20 protein-coding genes are annotated in these 20,727 nt (G+C 37.0%); 12 read left to right on the top strand and 8 right to left on the bottom strand.

The features are described 5' to 3' along the window. The first annotated feature begins 64 nt into the window (after positions 1–64). A complete protein-coding gene (locus H0185_RS03740; protein WP_221871321.1) occupies positions 65–1,450 on the top strand; it encodes a class II fumarate hydratase in 1,386 nt (461 codons plus the stop codon). 48 nt (positions 1,451–1,498) lie between these two features. Here H0185_RS03740 and H0185_RS03735 read toward each other — a convergent pair whose 3' ends face one another. Continuing rightward, a complete protein-coding gene (locus H0185_RS03735) occupies positions 1,499–1,774 on the bottom strand; it encodes a DUF4282 domain-containing protein (protein ID WP_221871319.1) in 276 nt (91 codons plus the stop codon). Between the two features lie 578 nt (positions 1,775–2,352). Then, a complete protein-coding gene (locus H0185_RS03730; RefSeq protein ID WP_221871317.1) occupies positions 2,353–2,973 on the bottom strand; it encodes a cyclase family protein in 621 nt (206 codons plus the stop codon). A gap of 236 nt (positions 2,974–3,209) precedes the next feature. Here H0185_RS03730 and H0185_RS03725 point away from each other — a divergent pair, with 236 nt between their 5' ends. Together H0185_RS03725 and H0185_RS03720 are read left to right on the top strand one after the other, a co-directional pair. Further along, positions 3,210–3,989 (top strand): ABC transporter ATP-binding protein, encoded by a 780-nt coding sequence (locus tag H0185_RS03725; protein ID WP_221871315.1) that lies wholly within the window; start codon positions 3,210–3,212, stop codon positions 3,987–3,989. Between the two features lie 2 nt (positions 3,990–3,991). Further along, positions 3,992–5,635 carry a hypothetical protein gene (locus H0185_RS03720; RefSeq protein ID WP_221871313.1) on the top strand — a complete coding sequence of 548 codons (1,644 nt, stop codon included), beginning with the start codon at positions 3,992–3,994 and terminating at the stop codon, positions 5,633–5,635. A 96-nt stretch (positions 5,636–5,731) separates the two neighbouring features. Here H0185_RS03720 and dacB read toward each other — a convergent pair whose 3' ends face one another. After that, positions 5,732–7,165, bottom strand: coding sequence for a D-alanyl-D-alanine carboxypeptidase/D-alanyl-D-alanine endopeptidase (gene dacB / locus H0185_RS03715; RefSeq protein WP_221871884.1), 1,434 nt, complete (start codon positions 7,163–7,165; stop codon positions 5,732–5,734). A gap of 451 nt (positions 7,166–7,616) precedes the next feature. Between dacB and H0185_RS03710 the strand changes: the two genes are divergently transcribed. Further along, a complete protein-coding gene (locus tag H0185_RS03710; RefSeq protein WP_221871311.1) occupies positions 7,617–8,801 on the top strand; it encodes an MFS transporter in 1,185 nt (394 codons plus the stop codon). A gap of 121 nt (positions 8,802–8,922) precedes the next feature. After that, on the top strand, positions 8,923–9,126 hold the full coding sequence (locus H0185_RS03705; protein ID WP_221871309.1) for a hypothetical protein: 204 nt from the start codon (positions 8,923–8,925) through the stop codon (positions 9,124–9,126). 76 nt (positions 9,127–9,202) lie between these two features. Here H0185_RS03705 and H0185_RS03700 read toward each other — a convergent pair whose 3' ends face one another. Then, positions 9,203–10,066, bottom strand: a complete 864-nt coding sequence (locus tag H0185_RS03700) for a mechanosensitive ion channel family protein (protein WP_246628986.1) — start codon at positions 10,064–10,066, stop codon at positions 9,203–9,205. 451 nt (positions 10,067–10,517) lie between these two features. On the opposite strand from H0185_RS03700, the gene H0185_RS03695 reads away from it, so the two are divergent. From H0185_RS03695 to H0185_RS03680, 4 genes are all read left to right on the top strand, one after another. Continuing rightward, positions 10,518–11,525: a glycosyltransferase family 4 protein gene (locus tag H0185_RS03695; protein ID WP_221871305.1), complete on the top strand. Its 1,008-nt coding sequence runs from the start codon at positions 10,518–10,520 to the stop codon at positions 11,523–11,525. Positions 11,526–11,575: 50 nt separating this feature from the next. Continuing rightward, a complete protein-coding gene (locus tag H0185_RS03690; protein ID WP_221871303.1) occupies positions 11,576–12,184 on the top strand; it encodes a polysaccharide deacetylase family protein in 609 nt (202 codons plus the stop codon). 305 nt (positions 12,185–12,489) lie between these two features. Then, entirely contained in the window at positions 12,490–13,710 is a 1,221-nt protein-coding gene (locus H0185_RS03685) for a zinc-ribbon domain-containing protein (protein WP_221871882.1), read from the top strand. Between the two features lie 16 nt (positions 13,711–13,726). Beyond that, positions 13,727–14,860, top strand: a complete 1,134-nt coding sequence (locus H0185_RS03680) for a S1C family serine protease (protein ID WP_221871301.1) — start codon at positions 13,727–13,729, stop codon at positions 14,858–14,860. A gap of 399 nt (positions 14,861–15,259) precedes the next feature. Here the strand turns inward: H0185_RS03680 and H0185_RS03675 are convergent, their stop codons facing one another. Then, entirely contained in the window at positions 15,260–15,685 is a 426-nt protein-coding gene (locus tag H0185_RS03675; RefSeq protein ID WP_221871299.1) for a hypothetical protein, read from the bottom strand. A gap of 256 nt (positions 15,686–15,941) precedes the next feature. Between H0185_RS03675 and H0185_RS03670 the strand changes: the two genes are divergently transcribed. The 3 genes from H0185_RS03670 (at position 15,942) to H0185_RS03660 (ending at position 18,613) form a co-directional block, all read left to right on the top strand. Beyond that, a complete protein-coding gene (locus H0185_RS03670; protein WP_221871297.1) occupies positions 15,942–16,127 on the top strand; it encodes a hypothetical protein in 186 nt (61 codons plus the stop codon). Between the two features lie 387 nt (positions 16,128–16,514). Further along, positions 16,515–16,910: a GNAT family N-acetyltransferase gene (locus tag H0185_RS03665; RefSeq protein WP_221871295.1), complete on the top strand. Its 396-nt coding sequence runs from the start codon at positions 16,515–16,517 to the stop codon at positions 16,908–16,910. A gap of 338 nt (positions 16,911–17,248) precedes the next feature. Then, positions 17,249–18,613, top strand: a complete 1,365-nt coding sequence (locus H0185_RS03660) for an MATE family efflux transporter (protein ID WP_221871293.1) — start codon at positions 17,249–17,251, stop codon at positions 18,611–18,613. A 119-nt stretch (positions 18,614–18,732) separates the two neighbouring features. Here H0185_RS03660 and H0185_RS03655 read toward each other — a convergent pair whose 3' ends face one another. The 3 genes from H0185_RS03655 to H0185_RS03645 form a co-directional block, all read right to left on the bottom strand. After that, positions 18,733–19,737, bottom strand: coding sequence for a DUF3231 family protein (locus tag H0185_RS03655; protein ID WP_221871291.1), 1,005 nt, complete (start codon positions 19,735–19,737; stop codon positions 18,733–18,735). A 138-nt stretch (positions 19,738–19,875) separates the two neighbouring features. After that, positions 19,876–20,241, bottom strand: coding sequence for an ArsR/SmtB family transcription factor (locus H0185_RS03650; protein ID WP_221871289.1), 366 nt, complete (start codon positions 20,239–20,241; stop codon positions 19,876–19,878). Further along, entirely contained in the window at positions 20,242–20,673 is a 432-nt protein-coding gene (locus H0185_RS03645; RefSeq protein ID WP_221871287.1) for an SRPBCC family protein, read from the bottom strand. Between the last annotated feature and the right edge of the window lie 54 nt (positions 20,674–20,727).

Below are 20,727 nucleotides of genomic sequence, written 5' to 3'. Positions count from 1 at the left end.
CGCACCCAGCTGGAAACAATAGGTATTATGTATTTACTTAAAAATTGCTTTAAAGGAGATTAAGATGAGTGATTCTAACCAGTTCCGTGTGGAGTATGATTCTTTAGGAAAAATAAAGGTACCTGCGGATATGTATTATGGCTCGCAAACCCAACGTGCTGTAGACAATTTTCAAATTAGTGGAACAACGCTGCCCAGGTCCTTTATTAAGGCGCAGGGAATAATAAAAGCATCCGCAGTTTTTACAAATATGGAATTAGGAAAGCTTACCAAAGAAATGGGAAATGCCATCATTCAAGCATCAGAGGAAGTGATTGAGGGGAAATGGGATAACCATTTTGTTGTGGATGTCTATCAAGCTGGTGCTGGCACATCGCAAAATATGAATGCGAATGAAATCATCGCAAACCGTGCTTCTGAACTTTTAGGGATTACGTCCGACAAGAATCGAGTACACCCAAATGATCACATTAATATGAGCCAATCAACAAACGATACATTCCCAGCCGCTATCAATCTTTCAGCTGCGGAAAATATCACAACGGTATTACTCCCTTCACTATTGCTACTACAAAGAGAATTTGAAAAAAAGGCAGAAGAATTTATGCCGATACTAAAATCAGGTCGAACCCACTTACACGATGCTGTTCCAATTCGTCTTGGGCAAGAGTTCTCTGGATATGCCGATACGATACGGTTTTCTTATCAACAAATAGAACATTGCCTAGATTCCTTATACGAAATTGGCATTGGAGGTAGTGCCATCGGGACGAAAATGAACACTGATTCTAATTATCTGCCAAAGGTTATGGAAGAAGTACGTCGACGGACAGGGCTACCTTTCAGAGAACCAACAAATTTATTTAAATACATGCAAAACACTAGTGCACCAATTCGCGTCATACTCGCATTAAAAGAATTGTCTATTCACTTGATCAAAATTACTAGTGATTTACGCTTACTAAGCTCCGGCCCTAGAACAGGATTATCAGAAATAAGTCTCCCTTCGGTTCAACCAGGTTCCACAATTATGCCTGGTAAGGTAAATCCTGCCATTTTAGAGATGACACATATGGTTTGCTGCCAAGTTATCGGTTATGAAACAGCTATTGCTACAGCGGGAATCGCTGGCCAGTTGGAAATCAATGTCATGATGCCAGTGATTGCAAATACCTTGCTTCATTCCATTGACATCATGTCGAATGCTCTTCAAACACTCGCCACAAAGTGCATTAATGGAATTGGTGTAAATGAGGAGATATGTACAAGGTTTATGGAATCTAGTTTGGCATTAGTAACGGCTTTAAGCCCAAAGATAGGATACGATCTCGCTTCGCAGATTGGAAAACAAGCAGACGAGCAAAATAAAACAATCAAACAAGTTTTACAAGAGCGAGGAATGCTTACAGAGGAATTCGAAAAATTATTAGATCCAAAGGGAATGGTGTAAGCAACTCGAAAAGAGCGTTTATACTTGAAACGCTCTTTTCGAGTTTAATTACATTGGTTGATTATCTTTATTTTTAATTTCTTGTAAGGTTTCTTGGACTTTAAAAAACACAATGAGCAATTCGCAATAAATTCTAATTACAACTGGTCCAAAAACCATTGTTAATAGGCCGGAGACAACTTGAAATCCTCCGCCGAATGAACTAGCGATACCAGCAAATATTTGAATGAGTCCAAACAAAACGGAAAGTCCTGCTCCAATCCAAAAAACAAATTTAATAATAGATGGTGTGATCATTCTATCGAACTGCAAAAATTCCTTCATCACAAACCCCTCCTTTTGACCTCCTCTCTACACTATGAATGGCATATAATTTTATGATTACTTTTTTCTTCCATATTGGCTATTGGTACGTGCACATAGGTTTACATAAAAAATATAGGATTTACCCTTTTGAAAAATAATACCAAAAGAGAAACACTGTGTTTCCATACGCCAGACTCGTTTTCTATCTATATGAAATCCAATGTATCAAAACATTTTCGCCCTCCAGTATATCTATTAGCTAGCAAATAGTAGCATAACTATAGCTATATAATAATACTTGGCTATTACCACATTCATCGTAAGATTAAGGAAAATGTTGAGGATGTTAACTGACTTAAAAAAGGCTGTTTTCGTCCTATCCTAATGCGATTCACGCAATGGAAGTCATTTCGTTTTGTTTGTACTTAGTATGCAAGCAATTTTTTTATATCCTAGTTCATCCAGTCATATTTCTTGTTATAAAAACAACTAAGTTTTGAAGAATCTAAACAAAAAAAACGTCAGTTGATATCCATAAACCGAATATCAACTGACGATATAATCTAATTCCCATGAAGTTCCCTAGATGGCATCAACTATAGAAGATTTCCTTCGATTAACATGACTCTTGCTGGTGCGGCCTCGGTGTTCTGCAATTTAATCGGGGCACATATCATCGTATACTCTCCCTCATATACTTCTTTTAAATTTAGACCTTCTACAATCAGTACATCATTTGAGAACAATGCTTTATGTGTTGGGTGACCAGTTTGACTTCTTTCAATGCCAAGCGTATCAATTCCCACTCCATCAATCCCTTTATCGATTAAATACTGAGCACCGTCCTCTGCTAAGAAAATAAATTCCATTGCAGAGGTTTCCCCAAAGGAGTTTTTGGTTTTTAATAACAGGAAATCATCTTTTACTATGGGGAAGTCTTGTAAATCTGCAGCTGTAATTCGATCGTTTACATGGGTTAAATCCAGGACTTTACATGAGCGCACGAGCCTACTTAGCTCAATTGTTTCAATTGTCTCACCTTCCTCAATCATGTGAAGTGGTGCATCAATATGTGTCCCAGTATGTATATTCATTTGAACGTTTGTATCCGTTATATACCCATGTGTTTTCGTCTTAATGATAGGTTGGTTTGCCGGATTATCCATATATGTCGGCATTCCTTCGTAGATTGGAATACTAATATCAATTATTTTCATTTATATTCCTCCATTGATTTAATATTGAATTTGGGGCACTTGCTATTCTGGTACTATTTCCCCAAATAAAGGTTTTCGTTCATACGATAAACTGTCCTCATAATCCAGGTCCGTATTAAGTATTACAGTTCTCCTCCTTTACTTCAACTAAAATTTGGGAATCTTCTCTTTCCGAAAAATGAAAAAATGTTACACTAAGTTTAATCTAGTAATAAATGGGAGTTGAAGAAAGGAATATGACTGAAGAAATAGTAACAATTAATAATCTACAAAAAAGATATGGTGGTAAAACTGTCTTAAATGGTGTTTCTTTTACAGTAAAAAGAGGTGAAATTATTGGCTATATTGGTCCAAATGGCGCTGGAAAGAGTACAACAGTCAAAATTATGCTTGGGATTGAAGATGATTTTTCAGGTGAGGTGACCATTTTTGGTCAAGATATTTCAGATGGGGACATGGAATATAAACGAAAAATCGGTTATGTACCTGAAATAGCTGAAGTCTATGATAATTTGACCGGTCATGAATATTTAACGTTTATCGGAGAACTGTATGGCTTAGATTTTGAACTGGCCGATTATAAAGCAAAAAGCTTGATGGAGTTGTTTGGAGTTGGTGAAGTCTATTATTCTCGTATTGCTTCCTACTCGAAAGGAATGCGCCAGAAGCTATTGATTATTTCAAGCCTTTTACATAATCCAGAGCTATTGTTCTTTGATGAGCCAATCAATGGCCTAGACGCCAACAGTGTAATGATTTTCAAAGAAATTATGACGCAACTAGCGGCGCAAGGGAAAACCATATTTTATTCTTCCCATATTATGGATGTTGTTGAAAAGATCAGTAGCAGAATTATCTTACTGCATGAAGGCAAAATTGCAGCTGACGGCACGTTTAACCAGTTAAAAGCTCAAAACACTGAAGGCTCCCTCGAACAAATCTTCAATCAATTAACTGGTTTTAGCGAACATAAAGAGCTTGGGGCTCGTTTTGTTTCGATTGTAGGTGAGATGTAAGAATGCAAGATTTCCGCACACTCAAATTGTTAGATCGATTCGAAAAGGTGTTCAGCACCTTCGGTATAGACTACAAAATTATGAGAAAAATTTTACAAGTAAAACTGATGATGGACCGTCGACGAGTTCCTACCATTTTTACGCAAAACGCTAAAAAGAACCAAGAAGAAGATAAGAATCAATACATAAAATCATTATGGATCTACGTCCTCTTTGGTCTGTTCATGGTCCCATTTATGCTAATGGGCGAAAATTACCTGTTTCAAATGAGCCTTTTCTTTGGGATATTTACATTTTTTGTAATGACCTCGATGATTTCTGATTTTTCTTCGGTTTTACTTGATATACGGGATCGAAATATCCTTTTCCCAAAACCAGTTGACAGGAAAAGCATCAGTGCCGCTAAAGCGGTCCACATTTTCATTTATATATCGTTCCTGACAATTGCTTTAGTAACGATTCCTTTACTTGTTGGTCTCGTAATACATGGACCTTTGTTTTTACTTGTCACTATTTTCAATATCATCCTTATTGATATATTTGTCGTCGTTTTGACGGCTCTCATTTATATGTTTGTATTAAAATTCTTCGATGGTGAGAAGTTAAAAGACATTATTAACTATGTTCAAATAGGTCTTTCCCTTGCAATAATGGTTGGGTATCAATTACTTGTACGCTCTTTTGAGTTCATCGACTTAACGGTAGCCTTGGAACCCCGTTGGTGGCAAGGTTTCATTTTTCCAATGTGGTATGGAGCAAACATTGAATTAGTAATGAATGGTCATTTGGTGCCGTTTTATGTTTCATTGTCTTTGTTGGGAATTTTGATTCCGCTTATCTCTATTTGGCTCTATACGCGACTCCTTCCGGCATTTGAGCAAAATCTGCAAAAACTATCCTATCATGGAAAGGCAAAAGTCAAAAAGAGAAGCAAGCTTGGAGGTGCAATTCTTACATTTATTTGCACTTCAAATGAAGAAAAAGCATTTTTCCGTTTCGCTAGTTTAATGATGAAAAACGAACGTGATTTTAAGCTGAAGGTTTACCCTTCATTAGGGTTTTCAATCGTAATTCCATTTATTTTCATTATGAATGGGTTTAATACAGATTTATCCAATCTATCAACAAGTAAGTCATATTTAACAATTTACTTCAGCTTGATCATCATTCCAACTGTGATGGTCATGCTGAAGTATTCTGGGAAATACAAAGGGGCTTGGATTTATAAAGTTACCCCAATCAAACAATTAAAACCAATGTTCAGTGGGACGATTAAGGCATTTTTAGTTAAATTATTCTTCCCCCTCTACATCTTGTTAAGTTTGATTATGATTGCTCTGTTTGGAGTCAGAATCCTTCCTGATCTTATAACCGTGTTTATCAATGCTTGCACATACTGTGTGATTTGCTTCATGATTCTAAATAAATCAATTCCATTTTCAGCATCCTTTGATACAGCAAATCAAAACAGCAATAGTGGAATATTATTTATGTTAATGCTGTTTGTGCCCGTTTTTGCAGGTTTACACTTTGTCAGCACCTTGATTCCATTTGGCTCTTTTATTTACTTACTGGTAGCCTTCATTGTTCTACTGATAGTATGGAAACCCGCCTTTAACCTTACATGGGAGAAGATAAGCGATTAAACTAACCATCAAAAAGAGGGGCTCGTATGCCCCCGTTTTTGCAAAAGAGTATATATAGGAGTCCAAATAATTATTCACCACCAGATTAATTCTCTCTTACTTATTATGATTTGCAATTATTCCCACAATTTTATCCTCTATATCTTTCCCGTTTTCTTCATCAAGTAAATTATTTAATAGAATAGAAAAAATAAATGTTTCGCCTTTTTTCGTAGTCACATAACCAGATAAAGAGGTAACTGTAGAAATTGTCCCAGTTTTTGCTTTCACATTGAGAGATTCCATTCTTCTTATCAACGTTCCTCCGATCATCTTGTCTTTTTTACCAGCGCAAGGGAGTGCGGTTATAAAAGAAGGAAACCATTCTTCCTTTTGAACTGTATATAAAAGACCCGAAATTTCATTAGCAGGAATTAAGTTAACATGTGAAATACCCGAACCGTCTCTAATTACTACTGTATTAGGATCCACACCTAATCTTGGCAATTGCTCAATTAGAACATCTAACCCCTTTTCCCAACTCCCTTCCCCTTTCTTTAGTTTCCCCATTGCTTTTACTAAGATTTCTGCATGTCCATTATTGCTAAGCTTCATAAAGGGGATAAGGATTTTAGACAATGGCATTGATAAATGACTCGTAAGGATTCTTGCATCCTTAGATGTCTCTCCCACTTTGTAACGACCTTTAACACTAATTCCTTGTTTTGCTAATTCTTGCTTAAAAAGATCTAGAACGAATTCAGTCGGTTCCCAAACGGATATCCATTCTTTTTTAGATTTTGCTCCAAGCGGAAGAAAACCTTTAACATATATGGTATTTTTACCATGTTCTCGCTCAATTGAAAGATCTGTTTTTCCCTCAGGAGATATAGTAACTGACTGATTGATAACGTTTATGTATTCTGTTCTATGAGAGAGTTTAATATGTCCAGCATCCCCTACTTTCCTACCAGGAGATACCTCAACAATAACAGTCCCTGTATCATAATCCTTATTTGGAGAAACTGTGAGAGCTGATATTTGAGAACCATAATAAGCGTACTCATCGCTCCAAACTAAATCCTTCGATAAACGAACGTCATCAAACCAACTATCATCCGCTATGAGATCACCTTGTATGATGCTGATACCCGTTCTGGCAATATCTTTAGCCATTTTAGTGAGATCCTTTCTTAAAAGTGTGGGATCTCCATAACCTTTTAAGTACAGGTTTCCCTTTAGGGTATTCCCAATAACATTCCCGTTTATCTTCACTTCAGTCTTAAATCGATAGTTTCCTCCTAACACTGATAAGGCTGCTGCAGAGGTAAGGAGCTTCATATTTGAGGCCGGCCTCATTCGAGTGTCTCCATTATGGTCATATAGGATCTCCCCAGTACTTCCAGAACGGATACTTATTCCAGCAATCCCCCCTTTTAACATTGGTTCTTCCTGCAATAGTTGATTAATCTCTGTTTGAAGACGATTATTTGGTTCCGCTCCTGAAGAATGAGAGGATGGAACCAGAAAGAATGTCACAAATGATAACATCAAAATAGGTAAAGAAATTTTCCTAAAAAGGTTCAACAGATTCCACTTCCATTTGTTCTATTAGTAAGCTCTGATTCAAACAAATCGCTTTTTTAAGATCAAAGACCCTATGATTTAGCTTATTGATGGATTTTAAAAAAACGTACAATTATGAAAAGCGGGTGATAAACGTGTATAAAATCCATAACTATCTATACTTGGTCTCTGAAAATTAGCAATTTTTCCGAAAACAACCTTGTGAAATGAGCCTTTAGCAAATAGCATTTCCTGTTCAATCCATCCTATTACAAATGTTGCCAAGTTTATATATAGGTCATTGGGAATGTAGAAACAAAGTAATTTTACATCTATCAAGCAATACGTAGTTGAGATTAATTTCGATTTCCTTCTTGTTTTCTTCCTTTCCCAACGTTACTATTAGTTTCGTAGCTTCATAGAAAGGGCGGTAGTTGTGGATAAACGTGTATATTTTTTAATGATTGTTTCCTTTGTAATTGGGATGGTCGAGTTGATCATAAGCGGCATATTAGATTTAATTGCTGAAGATTTACATATTACGCTTGGTCAAGCAGGCCATCTTATCACCATTTTTTCATTCATTTTTGCGATCGCCTCTCCAATTCTTTTATTGATGACCTCAAAAATTGAAAGAAAAAAATTAACTCTTATTTCTTTATTTGTCTTTTTAATTGGAAATATTGTGACGGTATTTTCAGCAAATTACAGTATTCTGTTTACCGGACGAATAATCACTGCGACCAGTGGCGCATTATTAATTATTTTATGCTTGGTAATGGCCCCAAGCCTGGTGGAGGCAAAATATCGCGGAAGGGCAATCGGGATAGTCTCAATGGGAGTTAGTGGTTCCCTTGTCTTAGGGGTACCTTTAGGTTTATTTCTCGGGAACCTTTACGGATGGAGAGCTCCCTTTGTTCTCATCACTGTTCTTACTGTTTTATCAATTATTGGAGTTTATTACCTTATGGATAAAGTAGACCCAAAACCAGGTGTTCCTCTACGAAGACAGCTTGCGACGTTAAAAAGTCAAAAAGTGTCTTTCGCTCATGCAACAACCTTTTTATACATGACAGGTCATACGGTTTTGTATGCTTATTTAAAACCATATATTCAATCAACCACAGGATTGGAAGACAGCTGGATTGGGGTCGTATATTTTCTATTCGGAATTGCAGCAGTTTGCGGCGGCGGAATCGGTGGAACAATGGCTGATATTTTGGGAGCGAACCGGACAATTATGATAGCCATTATTGGGCTAGGGCTGATTCTTCTAGCTATTCCATTCACAACGCCAATATTGGCATTATTTTTAATAGGTTTAATGATATGGGGAATGTTGAGCTGGTTAATATCCCCTGCAATGCAAAGCTATTTAATTGAAACATCACCAGAAACCTCGGACATTCAACAAAGCCTAAGCAATTCCTCGCTCCACTTTGGAATCGCTTTTGGGGCAGTCGTTGGAGGTGTCGTGATTGAACGTGCTTCTATTAGTCTAACGCCAACGATTGGGGGATTGTTTATTGTCCTTTCCCTTCTCACTGCAGGCTTATCTATACGAAGTCGGACCACAAACTTAGACCATAATCAAAAAATCGTCGATCAAATCAAAGCATAGATGTTTGCGCCAGCGACCAACTGTTGGTCGCTGGCGTTTTACTCTGTAACACGCAAAGTCAAGGTATGTTAATAGATTTGATAGATTGGAAAATCCTTAATTTGACTGGAGGTGGTGATTTATGGCTGTTGGTCGCATTTTATATGTTTTAGGTATAGTATTTGTTTTCTTTAGCCTAGTGATGATAATCATGATGTTCTTTAGTAGCGGCGGAGCACCGCTTTATCCATTGTTCGGTTTATTAAATGGTCTAATTGCAATGGGCGTGGGTGATATCGTCATTGACCTGAACCATAGGAAAAATACATATAAAGAAGGAGCATAGATGTTTATAGGCCTTTAAAACTAAATAACCCCCAACTTGAAAAGGCACCATTCAAATGGTGCCTAACTTGTACTGATTATGCTTGTCCAAATGAATTGCTTGGGTTTTCCCCATTTTTCTGAACAAGAACTTGGTGTGGGAATGGAATTTCAATACCATTAGTATCGAAGGCTTCCTTAATAGCTTTACGTAGTTGGCGTTCTACTGCCCACTGTTCTCCATTTTGTGTTTTTGCAATAACCCTTAATACCACCTCAGAAGAACCAAACGCTTGGACACCAATAACATTAGGACCTTCTACAACAACAGGATTTTGTGAAGCAACAAGATCGCATGCTCTCTGCATTACTTCGATAGCATAATCAATATTATCATCGTAGGAAATGCCTATATCAACTAACGCACGCATGTTTCCGCGAGAATGGTTGCTAACGCTCGTTATTTCACGGTTAGGAAGATAGTTTAGGGTTCCGTCAAAGCTTCTTATTTGAGTAGTTCTTAAGCCTACTGCTTCAACAACTCCATCGACCGCTCCAACTGTAACATAGTCATTAACATCAATTTGTTTTTCTAATAAAAGGAAAAATCCAGTAACAACATCACTAACTAGTCCTTGAGCCCCGAAACCGATTGCCAACCCAACGATACCTGCCCCAGCAATAAGACTTGCGACTGATAAACCAAAGATACTAAACAAAGATGCAACAAGAATAAAAATAAGAACATAAGATAAAATATTTTCTGCTAACCTTTGCAAAGTCAAGGCACGTCCTTCAGTTATATCCTCTCTATTCATCAATCTAGTAAAGGTCCTTTGTAGCACTTTGTTTCCTACTGCCTTAACAATGGCAAAAGCAATAAAAATACCGATAACCTTTAAAACTATAATACCAGTATTAATTAGTAAAACTTCCCAATCAAAATTCCCTAAGTCAAACAAAACAAACATCCTTTCTTTTTCAAAACAAGGCTTTTTTTACAAATATCTATTCTAATAGTCAATAAGAGATTAGTCCAATATTTTTATTCCCTGTATAAGAAATAATAAACATTTCACCTAAAAAAAATTATTCTAAAAAACCAAAATAACGCCCCTAGAAGTCGAAAAAAGTCTGAACAAGAGAAGCGAGTGTGAACAAAAAGACTATTCCTGTCGAACTTTTTCCTTTCCCTGGAAATATATAAGTAGCTCAAACTCATATCCACTCCCATTTCAAACATTATTCCAGTAGTATAGTATCCCAAACAAAAAAATTCTTAGTAAGAATAAACAGGTTGATGATTGATTCTTGTAGGATATATTGGTCGATGTTACATTTTTTTGCTATTATAAACGGACACTCGGGGCTTCAAATACAAACGAGGAAAACCGCTTTTAGGATGTGTCTCAAATGAAAGTTATCCTGGTAACACCCAATTACCATCAACAACGCGGAAACACTATTACTGTCCAGCGAATAGCAGAAAAGTTATCTAAACTAAAGATACAAACAGAAGTAGTCTCAATCACTGAAGGTCATAACATAAAAACCCTTCCATCTGGTGACATGATCCATGGTTTTAATGCTTATCATTTTTATAAACTTAAGCAAGAAGTATCAACGAAAATAGATGATTATGTGGTTACGTTAACGGGTACAGATTTGAACCATGATTTATTTGACCAAAACAAAAGGAAAAATGTTGTCCAATGTGTGCTAGAGGCGGAGTTTGTTCATGTTTTTAGTGAAGAAGCGAAACAATTGTTAATCCGTGAAGTACCGACTGTTACGAACAAAGTGGTCGTCATCCCACAAGACACTGATGAACTTGATGTAGACTCCGGCTTCCCTTTTCTTAAGGAAGAAAACACTCTCTTATTTGTTCTGCCTGCCGGAATTAGGCATGTGAAAAACATTCCTTTTGCCATTAACGGGTTAAAGAATATTCAAAGTGAGTTTCCTTTTATTAGGCTGTTACTTGTAGGGCCGGTTCTGGAAGAAACGGAATGGCAGCAAGTAAAAACACTCATAGATGAAAATCAGCCTTGGGTTCGATATATTGGCGAAGTTCAGCACAAAAAAATGGGAACAATTTATCAGCAAGCAGATGTCCTGTTAAACACGTCCTATTCAGAAGGACAGTCGACAGCTATTATGGAAGGAATGGCTTCAGGACTTCCAGTTTTGGTTTCTAAAAACAATGGAAATCTCAGCCTAGTTACTCATGGTTCGACCGGATTTGTGTATGAGAATATAGTAGATTTTTATCATTTTGCTAAACAGTTGATCCAACATCATGACGTACGAACGAAGCTAGGAAGGACAGCCCAGGAGTATATAGCAAAACATCATACCAATTCAAATGAAGCAAAATCCTTATCAGAACTATACAAACATATTATTCATAATAGAAAATAATTTAGTTTAAGTATTGGGGGTTGAAGTACAAAATGAAAAGTCCATGAGTAGTGAAAAACTCAAGGGTCGTGTACGACTCTAAGGATCCAGATGTCTTAACATCGATAAAAGCTACAAATCACAAATCAGTTGTTTTAACTTTTGATGATGGCCCCAGCACAGTATTGTTGCCAATCTTAGACGTACTTAAAAAAGAGAACGTACCCGCTACATTTTTCTGGCAATCAAGGCTAATGTATGAGTCACGTCCATGGAAACGAGTTCTTGAGGAAGGTCATCAAATTGGAACACATTCAACGAAGCATAGGAATATGACGAACTTAAGCTTTGGAGAACAATTCAAAGATCTTAAACAAAGTGTTATTAAGATTGAAGGGATTACCGGAACCAAGATTGCATACTTCCGCCCTCCGTTTGGTCAGTATAATGACCAAACTCTCTCAGCCGCACACGCATTAGGGTTAGTACCCGTTCTTTGGCGAATTGCCTCAATGGATTGGGAACTGAAGAACAATCCTGAACAAATTATTTCTAATGTCATCAATCATTTAGAGGATGCAGCCATTATTCTTCTTCATGAATTACCTCAGACACTCGAAGCTCTTCCCACTCTAATCACAAAAATTAAAAAACTGGGGTATGAATTTGGGAAACTTTAATTGTTATTGAACTATAAACACATGACACTCATTTTCAAATTGTCATGTGTTTTTTTGTCTTATTGACCAAAGAAGCAAGGGTAAAGTATGTATATACATCAAGATACTTTTTAAAACAATTTCCTAAGAATATACTAGCAAAGTTAGTACTATACCATTATACTTATCTTTTTAGAATAAGGGAAAAAGGTCTCGATACCTTTTAGGTGTATGAAACTTACTATAATAGGAAATTATTTTCGGCAGTTACTGTTGAGAATCTATGATAAAATAACTAACTAGAAAGCTTCAAGGGGGAAATCGGAATGTATTGCCACCAATGTGGGGAGCAGCTCGCTGAGAACTCCCATTTTTGCTCACAATGTGGAGCAAAAGTGCAGAATCAACCGAAACATACACTGGATCCTAAAAATCTGGAAACCATCTTAATAGAAGAAACAGCTGCTGGAATACAGGTGGAGCAAGAAGAAATACAGAAACCAATAATCCGCTACTTACCAGTTCTTCTACCTATTTTCAGCCTTATTATTGTTTCGGTTATCCTTACTGCCTATTACTTACATGACAAAAATATAAATGAAGAAGTTGTAGATTTGAAAAACTCAGCCGATGAAACGGCTCTCGCAGGAAATTATAAAAAAGCAAAAGAATACTTACTTGAAGCTCTGACTTTGCGTCCAGACAATACTGTACTTCAAAATGACTTAAGTGCCATTAATGAAGCGAGTGAATATGAACAGACCCTAAACTTAATCAGTGAACAAATAAAAAAAACTCAGTTTAGCCAAGCTTCAAAAGAACTAGCGAGTTTGAAAGATAAGTTAAATCACCAAAACGGTCCATTATTTACCCCATTTCATAAACAAATTGACGACAAAAACATCGGTATTACCGTCGGAACTGTTAAACAAGAACTAGCTGAATTAAATTCCGTTGACCAATTAGCGAGTAAACTATCCATTCTTGCTTCAATGCCTAAAAAAGAAGCAAGTGCAGTTAAAGAGGAAATCCTGAATAAAATTGTCCAATTTAGTATTGATGAGGCCGAAGCAGAATTAACCAATAAACAGTATTCCGACGCTGTTTCCATTATCGATAAAGGTCTTCAATACGCAATCAATAATGAAAAATTATTATCGTTAAAAGAGCGTGTTAGCCAGGAAAAAGCTGCATTTGAATTAGCCGAACAGCAGAGAATTGAACAAGCTATGGAGGCAGCTGCTCAAGAAGACTTAAAGAATCGAACTGCTGCGGTGGAGGTATCTGATTTTTCCGTTGAGGTCGATGAATATGGCGACCTTTATCTATCTGGGTCTGTCAAAAATGTGGCTACAAAAGGAATTACGGCAATTACTATTTTCTATACGATATACGACGAAAATGACGAGGCCATCGATACAGGTGATGCCTCCGTATATCCATACGAATTGGCACCAGGTGCTGTTGGATCATTTGAAGATACTTATTATGGAGTTCACAAGAATGTCTCGGTAGAGATTGATAATATAACTTGGTACCTGAATTAAAGGAGGCTAAGGATAAATGAAAAAAAAATGGATCATAAGTGGGGTCCTGAGCTTCCTTATAATAGGAGCAGGTACCTATTTGTTTTTTAAGATAACGAAAGACATCCCGAATCAGTTAACTTTCACCTCAAATTTAATAAAAGCTACAGATGAAAATGGTACCGAACAAAAGGTTGAGTTAAAAGATTTGAAGGAAATCATTCATGAAACTCAAAAACTTGTTGTGAAAATTGAACTAGAGGACGGCTCACTTGGCTCTGGTTTTCTCTACAATGATAAAGGTGATGTTATTACTAACGCTCATGTAGTGGCCAATGCGAGAGAGGTCAAGGTTAATACCACCGATTCAAAAGAGTTCACCGGAGAGGTTATTGGAATTAGCAATGACACGGACATTGCAGTAGTCCGTGTTGAAGGTCTAAAAGAAGTAGATCCTCTTAAAATTGCCCGCTCAAGAACTGCTGAGATTGGTGATGAGGTGTTAGCATTAGGAAGTCCATTAGGCTTTCAGAATACAGTGACAACAGGAATCATCAGCGGACTTGAACGTGATTTGAATATAGATAACTTTCAGTACGAAGATGTTTATCAAATCTCCGCACCAATTGCACCTGGTAATAGTGGCGGTCCACTTATTGACCGAAAAACCGGTGAGGTATTAGGCATTAATTCGGCCGCTTCTAACCAAGGCACCATTGGCTTTAGTATTCCTATTACGGATGTACTTCCACTCATAGAAGGATGGTCGGAAACACCGATGACCTCCCTACCTAGTGTGTCTTTTAAAACGGAGGAACCGTTATATGAGGGTGGTTCTATTGAAGATTATGCTCAGTATGTGGTGAATTATTTTTATGAAGCACTAAATTTAGGTGACTATGTTACAGCGTATTCCCTACTTGGAAGCTCTTGGCAGTCAAAGACAAACTACACAGACTTCCGCAAAGGCTATCTGGATACTACTACTGTCTACGTCGAGGAAATCACTCTTACAAATGATGGAGACACGATAACCGCCATTGCCACAATAAGTGCTGATGAAAGAAATAACGGAGCAAATAAAAATGTAAAATACAAAGTCACTTATGAGTTAGGCTATGAAAACGACCAACTAAAACTTCTCAGCGGAAAAGGAGAAGAAATCAAGTAAAGTTATACCTCTATTTCTATAATTTCTTCAACCAACAAATTTATGTTCATAAACGGGTTGTTCTTTGGACAAAATACCCTTAGTGTTTTCAATAAAAACACTAAACTTCAATGTGGGGGGATTTACTTTGAATATTCTTTTCCGCTTGTTGCCTACCCTATTTATCAGGGTCTTAAGAGGATCATTCACAATTAGAAACTTTCTTTCAAAGGTTCTTGGTCTGATCAAAGTGCCAGCTGTAGTGTAAAAAGGAATATTTAAGTAACATCTCTAATCTCATTGATGATGAAAAAGGAAGCACCTCGCGTGCTTCCTTTTATATTGATTTACACGTCAGGGATTCGAGACTGTGGGTACTATATAACGTCTTTATTATCCAATAACCTCCGTACTATCTCATTATTCAACATTAAACGAAACAACTTCAAAACCGTCGCTCGCAAATTCATTGCTAAATACAATGGTAACCTTCTCTTTCTTCCCTTCCCCTGCAAAGGCTTGGAGCTGAACAATAAGATCATAAACTGTCCCATGAGATTTAAATGCAGAATCATCCTTCATGTCAGCTGGAACATTCCTCGAAACAATCTTGACGAGCTGTAAATCTTGAAACTGAGTAATACCCCCATAGTGATCTTTCAACGCATCAACCATTTTCTGATGTAGTAAAATTAAGGTTACATGTTCCAACTCATCCTTCTTAAGATCAGAAGCACTTGGACTCCCACAACATAGGGAATAACTACAAAAAAGGACCACTAGTATTGCACCAATCTTCTTATTCATTGTCGTATCCCTTTCTTTTTCTTCTATTTTAAGTAGCATCCTGTATTTTATCCCTAATCTCTTGAGAACTTCCAAATTCGTATTTTCAACTAGGATAATAACCGAATACCTAAATATATACACTGAATACCGTCGTTATTTGATAGATGAAGCCAGATTTCCCCGCTTTTACCTTAATTTGTTGATAATTGTTGAGAAGTTTTTTGCTGTAAATGCAGGAAAAATCCACACCTGAAAAAAATATTAAATAAGAGAAAGTTATGTCTAACGAAAAAATCGAAAGGTGGTTATAATCGTGGCCATGGATTTAACCCTACAACAAATCGTCGAAGGCATACCGAAATCCTTATTAAATGCATCTGATCGTGAATTAGAAGGTTTTCAAAAGATAATTGAAGAAACCATTAAATTAAGAGAGGGACAGAGGAACTTACAGGTTATGATTAAGAACTTCTCTTCCTCACAAATACAACGCTCTTAGTCAACATTACATTATTATGGGAGGTGAACCTTCACCTCCTTTTTGTTTTTCTTAAATTCACGAAATGATTTTTCTAGAAAAGTACATATTATATTTCTTTTACACCTTATCCGCTTTGAATACTACAAATCACCTCCGTCTTTATGCTCAGGCAGGGTATTTCAACGGACAAATAAGATCTTAGAAATGTCTTTTACTGTGATACATAGAAAACTTTACATTTGTTGGATAAGGATTCTCGTAAAAATAGGTGCACATAAAATAAATTTTCTGTCATAATGTAAATATCGGTGTGAATTTGCTATAGAGAAAAAGTTCGAGATATTATTACGAACAGAAGGTTTCATTTGCCCTATTTTTTTACGGGCTACTGGGAGGTGTAAATCGATGTTGATTCGTTACAATAAAAATCACGAAAAAATTGCCATGGGGCTTTTATCATTTAATCCGGATGAAAAAGATTTACAGAAACTTTTGCAAACAATAAATGAATATGTATCAGAACAAAACCGTCAGCTGTATCTCTGGAAAGAAGAAGAAGGCATGATTGGTGTAATTGGAGTGAAAATAGGCGAAATAGAAATTCAATTGCAACACCTATCCGTAAATCCATCTCATCGGGATAAAGGATTTGGCAAACGAATGATTAAAGAATTACTAGAACTCTATCCAGATAAGAAGTTGACAGCAAACGAAACAACAGAAACATTTGTTGAAAAATTCGACACAGAACAAACCTTACAAGAAGAAAATAAGAAAGAACACCCTCTTTCTGTTTATTAATAATCAAATTTTCTCCCGGCAGATGAAGTCCTATCTTCACTGCCTTTTACATGTTTAATATTCTTAAACCCTTTTTACACCGTATATCACCTACCTCCCCTGCTAATGCCTCCTTTATTCATCACCAATATACTCGATAACAACAACTCCATTCTACTTTTTGAAAACTTGATTGAAAGAAATCCATCTGATAAAATTGCTTGTTGATACTTTTTATCTATCCGCTGCAGATATGGAAAGATCGTATAATTTTTGGTTTCTCAATTTTGCCAAGATACATTTCACGCAGAAAAAAAGTAAGATCTAGATTATTTTCAGTTGCACTAGGAGGAGCATTCATGTACCATGCGAATACAACTAAGAAAAAACTAAGCTTATTTGTCTCCATACTCTGGCCAATAATGGTTACGCAGCTAAGTTTATATGCAATGAATTTGGTTGATACAATGATGTCTGGACGTGTTGGAACAGATGACCTGGCTGGTGTCGCCATGGGTTCAAGTTTATGGATGCCAGTTTTTACGGGAATAAATGGCATATTATTAGCCGTTACTCCCATCGTTGCTCAATTTCTAGGAAACAAACAAACAGGTAATATCCACTACTTTGTCACTCAGGCTTTTTATTTAGCCATTATCCTTTCGTTAATAGTCGTTGTAGCAGGTTTTTTCGCACTTGATCCAATCTTAGCTTTAATGAATTTAGACCCTGAGGTACATCGAATCGCCTTTCATTATTTAGTAGGTTTGTCTATGGGAGTTATTCCTTTATTTTTATCAAACGTACTAAGAAACTTTTTTGATGGCCAAGGATTTACGCAAATTACAATGTTTATTACAGTGTTGGCTGTTCCATTTAATATTCTACTAAACTATGGATTTATCTTTGGGAACTTTGGGTTACCAGCTCTTGGAGGCGTAGGTGCCGGTTATGCAACCGCGGTTACATACTGGATTATCCTTATCCTTAGTATCCTTATGACCTTTAAAATTGAAACCGTTCGGAATTATCGCCTCTTTGTAAAATGGGTAAAGCCCTCTTGGACGGCTTGGAAGGAACAGCTTTCAATTGGTATCCCAATTGGTCTATCAATCTTTTTCGAGGCGAGTATCTTCGCAGTAGTAACACTGCTAATTGGTGCAATGTTCTCGACTTTGACGATTGCTGCTAACCAAATTGTCCTTAGCTTTACTTCATTGATGTTCATGATTCCTCTAAGTATATCAATGGCACTAACGATTGTCGTCGGGTTTTCAGTTGGGGGGAAAGAGTTTCAAGCAGCAAAACAATATGCGTATATGGGCGTTTTGGGTGGAATTGCTTTCTTAGCCGTCGGAGCTGTATTCCTCTATTATTTTAGAGAACCGATTGCCTATCTTTATTCTCAGGATCGTGAAGTCGTTTTGCTTGCTAGCCAAATTTTTTTGGTGGCTATCATTTATCAACTTTCAGATGCTGCTCAGGCTGGCCTGCAAGGGGTACTACGCGGTTATAAAGATGTGAGACTCCCATTTGTTATTACATTTATCGCGTACTGGATTATTGGCATCCCTTCTGGGTATCTCCTTGCCGCGTTTACAAGACTTGGTCCCATTGGGTTCTGGATTGGCATCTCTTTAGGTCTTACGTTCGCAGCCTTGGGTTTCTTAATTCGACTACGGCTTGTTCAGCGGAGAATGACAGAGGAACAACACGGACTATAAGATTCAAACTTCATCCATATTAATTTCATTTAAGGTGATGGGAACCCTCATCACCTTATTTTATTTATATAGGTTTGATGGGAAAAGCAATCTCCTAAAAAGAGAGTAAAGCATTATATTTATTCTCCTTTTGCAAGAGATCTCCTATCAGGTGCTAAAGGTGGCTCCTCTAACCAGCCTTTTTCAATCATTAAATTCGCGCCATCTTCTGCATATTTTGCTAGTTCCGCCGTAAACATCACATATTGCAGTGCTAAATCTCTCCTTGATGTTACACTTAAAGCCGTTCCATAGAAAGCAACAGCAATTTGAGAAGACAATTGAACTTGATACAACATAAACTTATCTGAAAATGGTGATGTTTTGGTATCCGTAACATAAGATGACCAAGATATCGGTGAATTTAACTTTTCTTCACGAAAAATGGATTCGAATGCCCCTATATGTTTAGTTGAAATTTGCGTTCCCCTTTGAATATATTTGCGCACCTTGTCTGATTCAGCCACTTGGCTAAAACCTACCTTCAACGCTACATGTAAATGCATTTTATTCATATTAAAGGTAATATCCCCGATTTCCATAGCAGTTAATGGTCGTCGTTCTCCAAACCAGCCTGTTAAAAAGCTTTGTTGTTTAACAAAGTCAATGGACCTAGGGGGCGAAAGAACAGGAGGCCGAGAATAAAGACCTTTCGACAGCATGACTTCAATGGTTTTATTAAACAGATTCATGACTTCATTGTTACAAGTCATGTAATAGTTACGTAGGTCAGAACGAATGGATGTGCCAACGGATAGTCCATAACCTGTTATCCCTTGTATCGACATGATATACATATAATTTAAATAGAAGGGATCTTGAAACAGGCGCGGCCCCTTGACATTCACGTCTTCTTCGGTAAATCCCTTAGGCACGGGATACTGCTCACCATTAAAAAATTCTTTGATTTTCTTCACATGAGATTCAGAATACTGTAATGCGGTACTGTAAACCTCTAAAATATCCTTATCTTCTATATGTTCAAGTGCATATTTTATAAAACCAATAGACATTGTATCAAACATATACTGAGTCCAAAGGCTAGCTAGCTCCGGAGCAGATAACCGGATGCTGTTTTTTTCCATAACAGCACTCCCTCAACTATTTTTTTTAGTTTTTCCCACCACTTAACTACTATTCATCTATAGGTATCCCCTTTTCTATTGACCTTTTCTTTTAACCCGTGAAATAGTAAAAAAGACCGACATTATTATTTGTCGGTCTTACGTAGTTCGTTTTTTCTCTTTTGATTCAACGAGAGATAACCCTTGCGTCTCTCCTTCTTCAACAAAATGTTTTAGCACAGACAGTTTGTTATTCCAGAACTGCTCATAATAAGACAGCCATTCTTTTACCTCATTAAGTGGTTCTGGTTGGAGCATATATAACTTTTCCCTACCTTGCTTTTTCGCTTGAACTAAATCTGCTTCAGCAAGGATATGAAGATGCTTCACTATCGCGGTGCGGCTTATTGAAAAATAGGAGGTGATTTTTGAAATAGGCATCTCCTCATTCGAAAGTAGCCTAAGTACCTCTCTACGTGTAGGGTCTGCAATTGCCTGAAAGACATCATGCTTAGCAGCTGTCACTTACCCCTCAACAACCTTTTTTAGCTCACTGACAATTCCTACCCAACCATGTGCCATACGATCACGTATCACAGAACTAGTCTCATTTGCTTTGCCAATGATTTGATCAGGATGCTTCCACCCACCATGGATTAGCGTAAATTCGGTTTTATTATCCATCTCTTTCAATTGAAACGAAACAACCCAGCCATCAGTATCCCAAGAAAAAGAAAGGGTATTCGGTTCCTCAATTTCCAACACCTTGCATGGGGATGGACCAAAAGGGGATTGTAGATGAAACTCATATCCGACCTCGGGCTCAAAATTATTGGGCATAAACCATGCTTCAATTCCTTTAGAAGTCGCAACTACTTCCCAGACCTTTTGGATCGGTGCTTCTATAAGAATCGTTTGTTTAATTTCTGGTAATGTATTTTGATTTTGCTCTTCCATTTTAATTCCCCTTTATATCTTTCTGTAAATATAACACCTAATGGTTTCATATTA

Source organism: Mesobacillus maritimus, assembly GCF_019749255.1.
GTDB lineage: Bacteria > Bacillota > Bacilli > Bacillales > Cytobacillaceae > Mesobacillus_B > Mesobacillus_B maritimus_A.
The sequence above is the reverse complement of the archived record's forward strand: the minus strand, read 5'-3'. Positions and strand labels throughout refer to the sequence as shown.

Excerpts from the sequence above, each read along its gene's own strand:
- H0185_RS03740 (WP_221871321.1), top strand. The coding sequence starts at position 65 with ATGAGTGATTCTAACCAGTTCCGTGTGGAGTATGATTCTTTAGGAAAA.
- H0185_RS03735 (WP_221871319.1), bottom strand. The coding sequence starts at position 1,774 with ATGAAGGAATTTTTGCAGTTCGATAGAATGATCACACCATCTATTATT.
- H0185_RS03730 (WP_221871317.1), bottom strand. The coding sequence starts at position 2,973 with ATGAAAATAATTGATATTAGTATTCCAATCTACGAAGGAATGCCGACA.
- H0185_RS03725 (WP_221871315.1), top strand. The coding sequence starts at position 3,210 with ATGACTGAAGAAATAGTAACAATTAATAATCTACAAAAAAGATATGGT.
- H0185_RS03720 (WP_221871313.1), top strand. The coding sequence starts at position 3,992 with ATGCAAGATTTCCGCACACTCAAATTGTTAGATCGATTCGAAAAGGTG.
- dacB (WP_221871884.1), bottom strand. The coding sequence starts at position 7,165 with ATGTTATCATTTGTGACATTCTTTCTGGTTCCATCCTCTCATTCTTCA.
- H0185_RS03705 (WP_221871309.1), top strand. The coding sequence starts at position 8,923 with ATGGCTGTTGGTCGCATTTTATATGTTTTAGGTATAGTATTTGTTTTC.
- H0185_RS03695 (WP_221871305.1), top strand. The coding sequence starts at position 10,518 with ATGAAAGTTATCCTGGTAACACCCAATTACCATCAACAACGCGGAAAC.
- H0185_RS03685 (WP_221871882.1), top strand. The coding sequence starts at position 12,490 with ATGTATTGCCACCAATGTGGGGAGCAGCTCGCTGAGAACTCCCATTTT.
- H0185_RS03680 (WP_221871301.1), top strand. The coding sequence starts at position 13,727 with ATGAAAAAAAAATGGATCATAAGTGGGGTCCTGAGCTTCCTTATAATA.
- H0185_RS03675 (WP_221871299.1), bottom strand. The coding sequence starts at position 15,685 with ATGCTACTTAAAATAGAAGAAAAAGAAAGGGATACGACAATGAATAAG.
- H0185_RS03665 (WP_221871295.1), top strand. The coding sequence starts at position 16,515 with ATGTTGATTCGTTACAATAAAAATCACGAAAAAATTGCCATGGGGCTT.
- H0185_RS03660 (WP_221871293.1), top strand. The coding sequence starts at position 17,249 with ATGTACCATGCGAATACAACTAAGAAAAAACTAAGCTTATTTGTCTCC.
- H0185_RS03655 (WP_221871291.1), bottom strand. The coding sequence starts at position 19,737 with ATGGAAAAAAACAGCATCCGGTTATCTGCTCCGGAGCTAGCTAGCCTT.
- H0185_RS03645 (WP_221871287.1), bottom strand. The coding sequence starts at position 20,673 with ATGGAAGAGCAAAATCAAAATACATTACCAGAAATTAAACAAACGATT.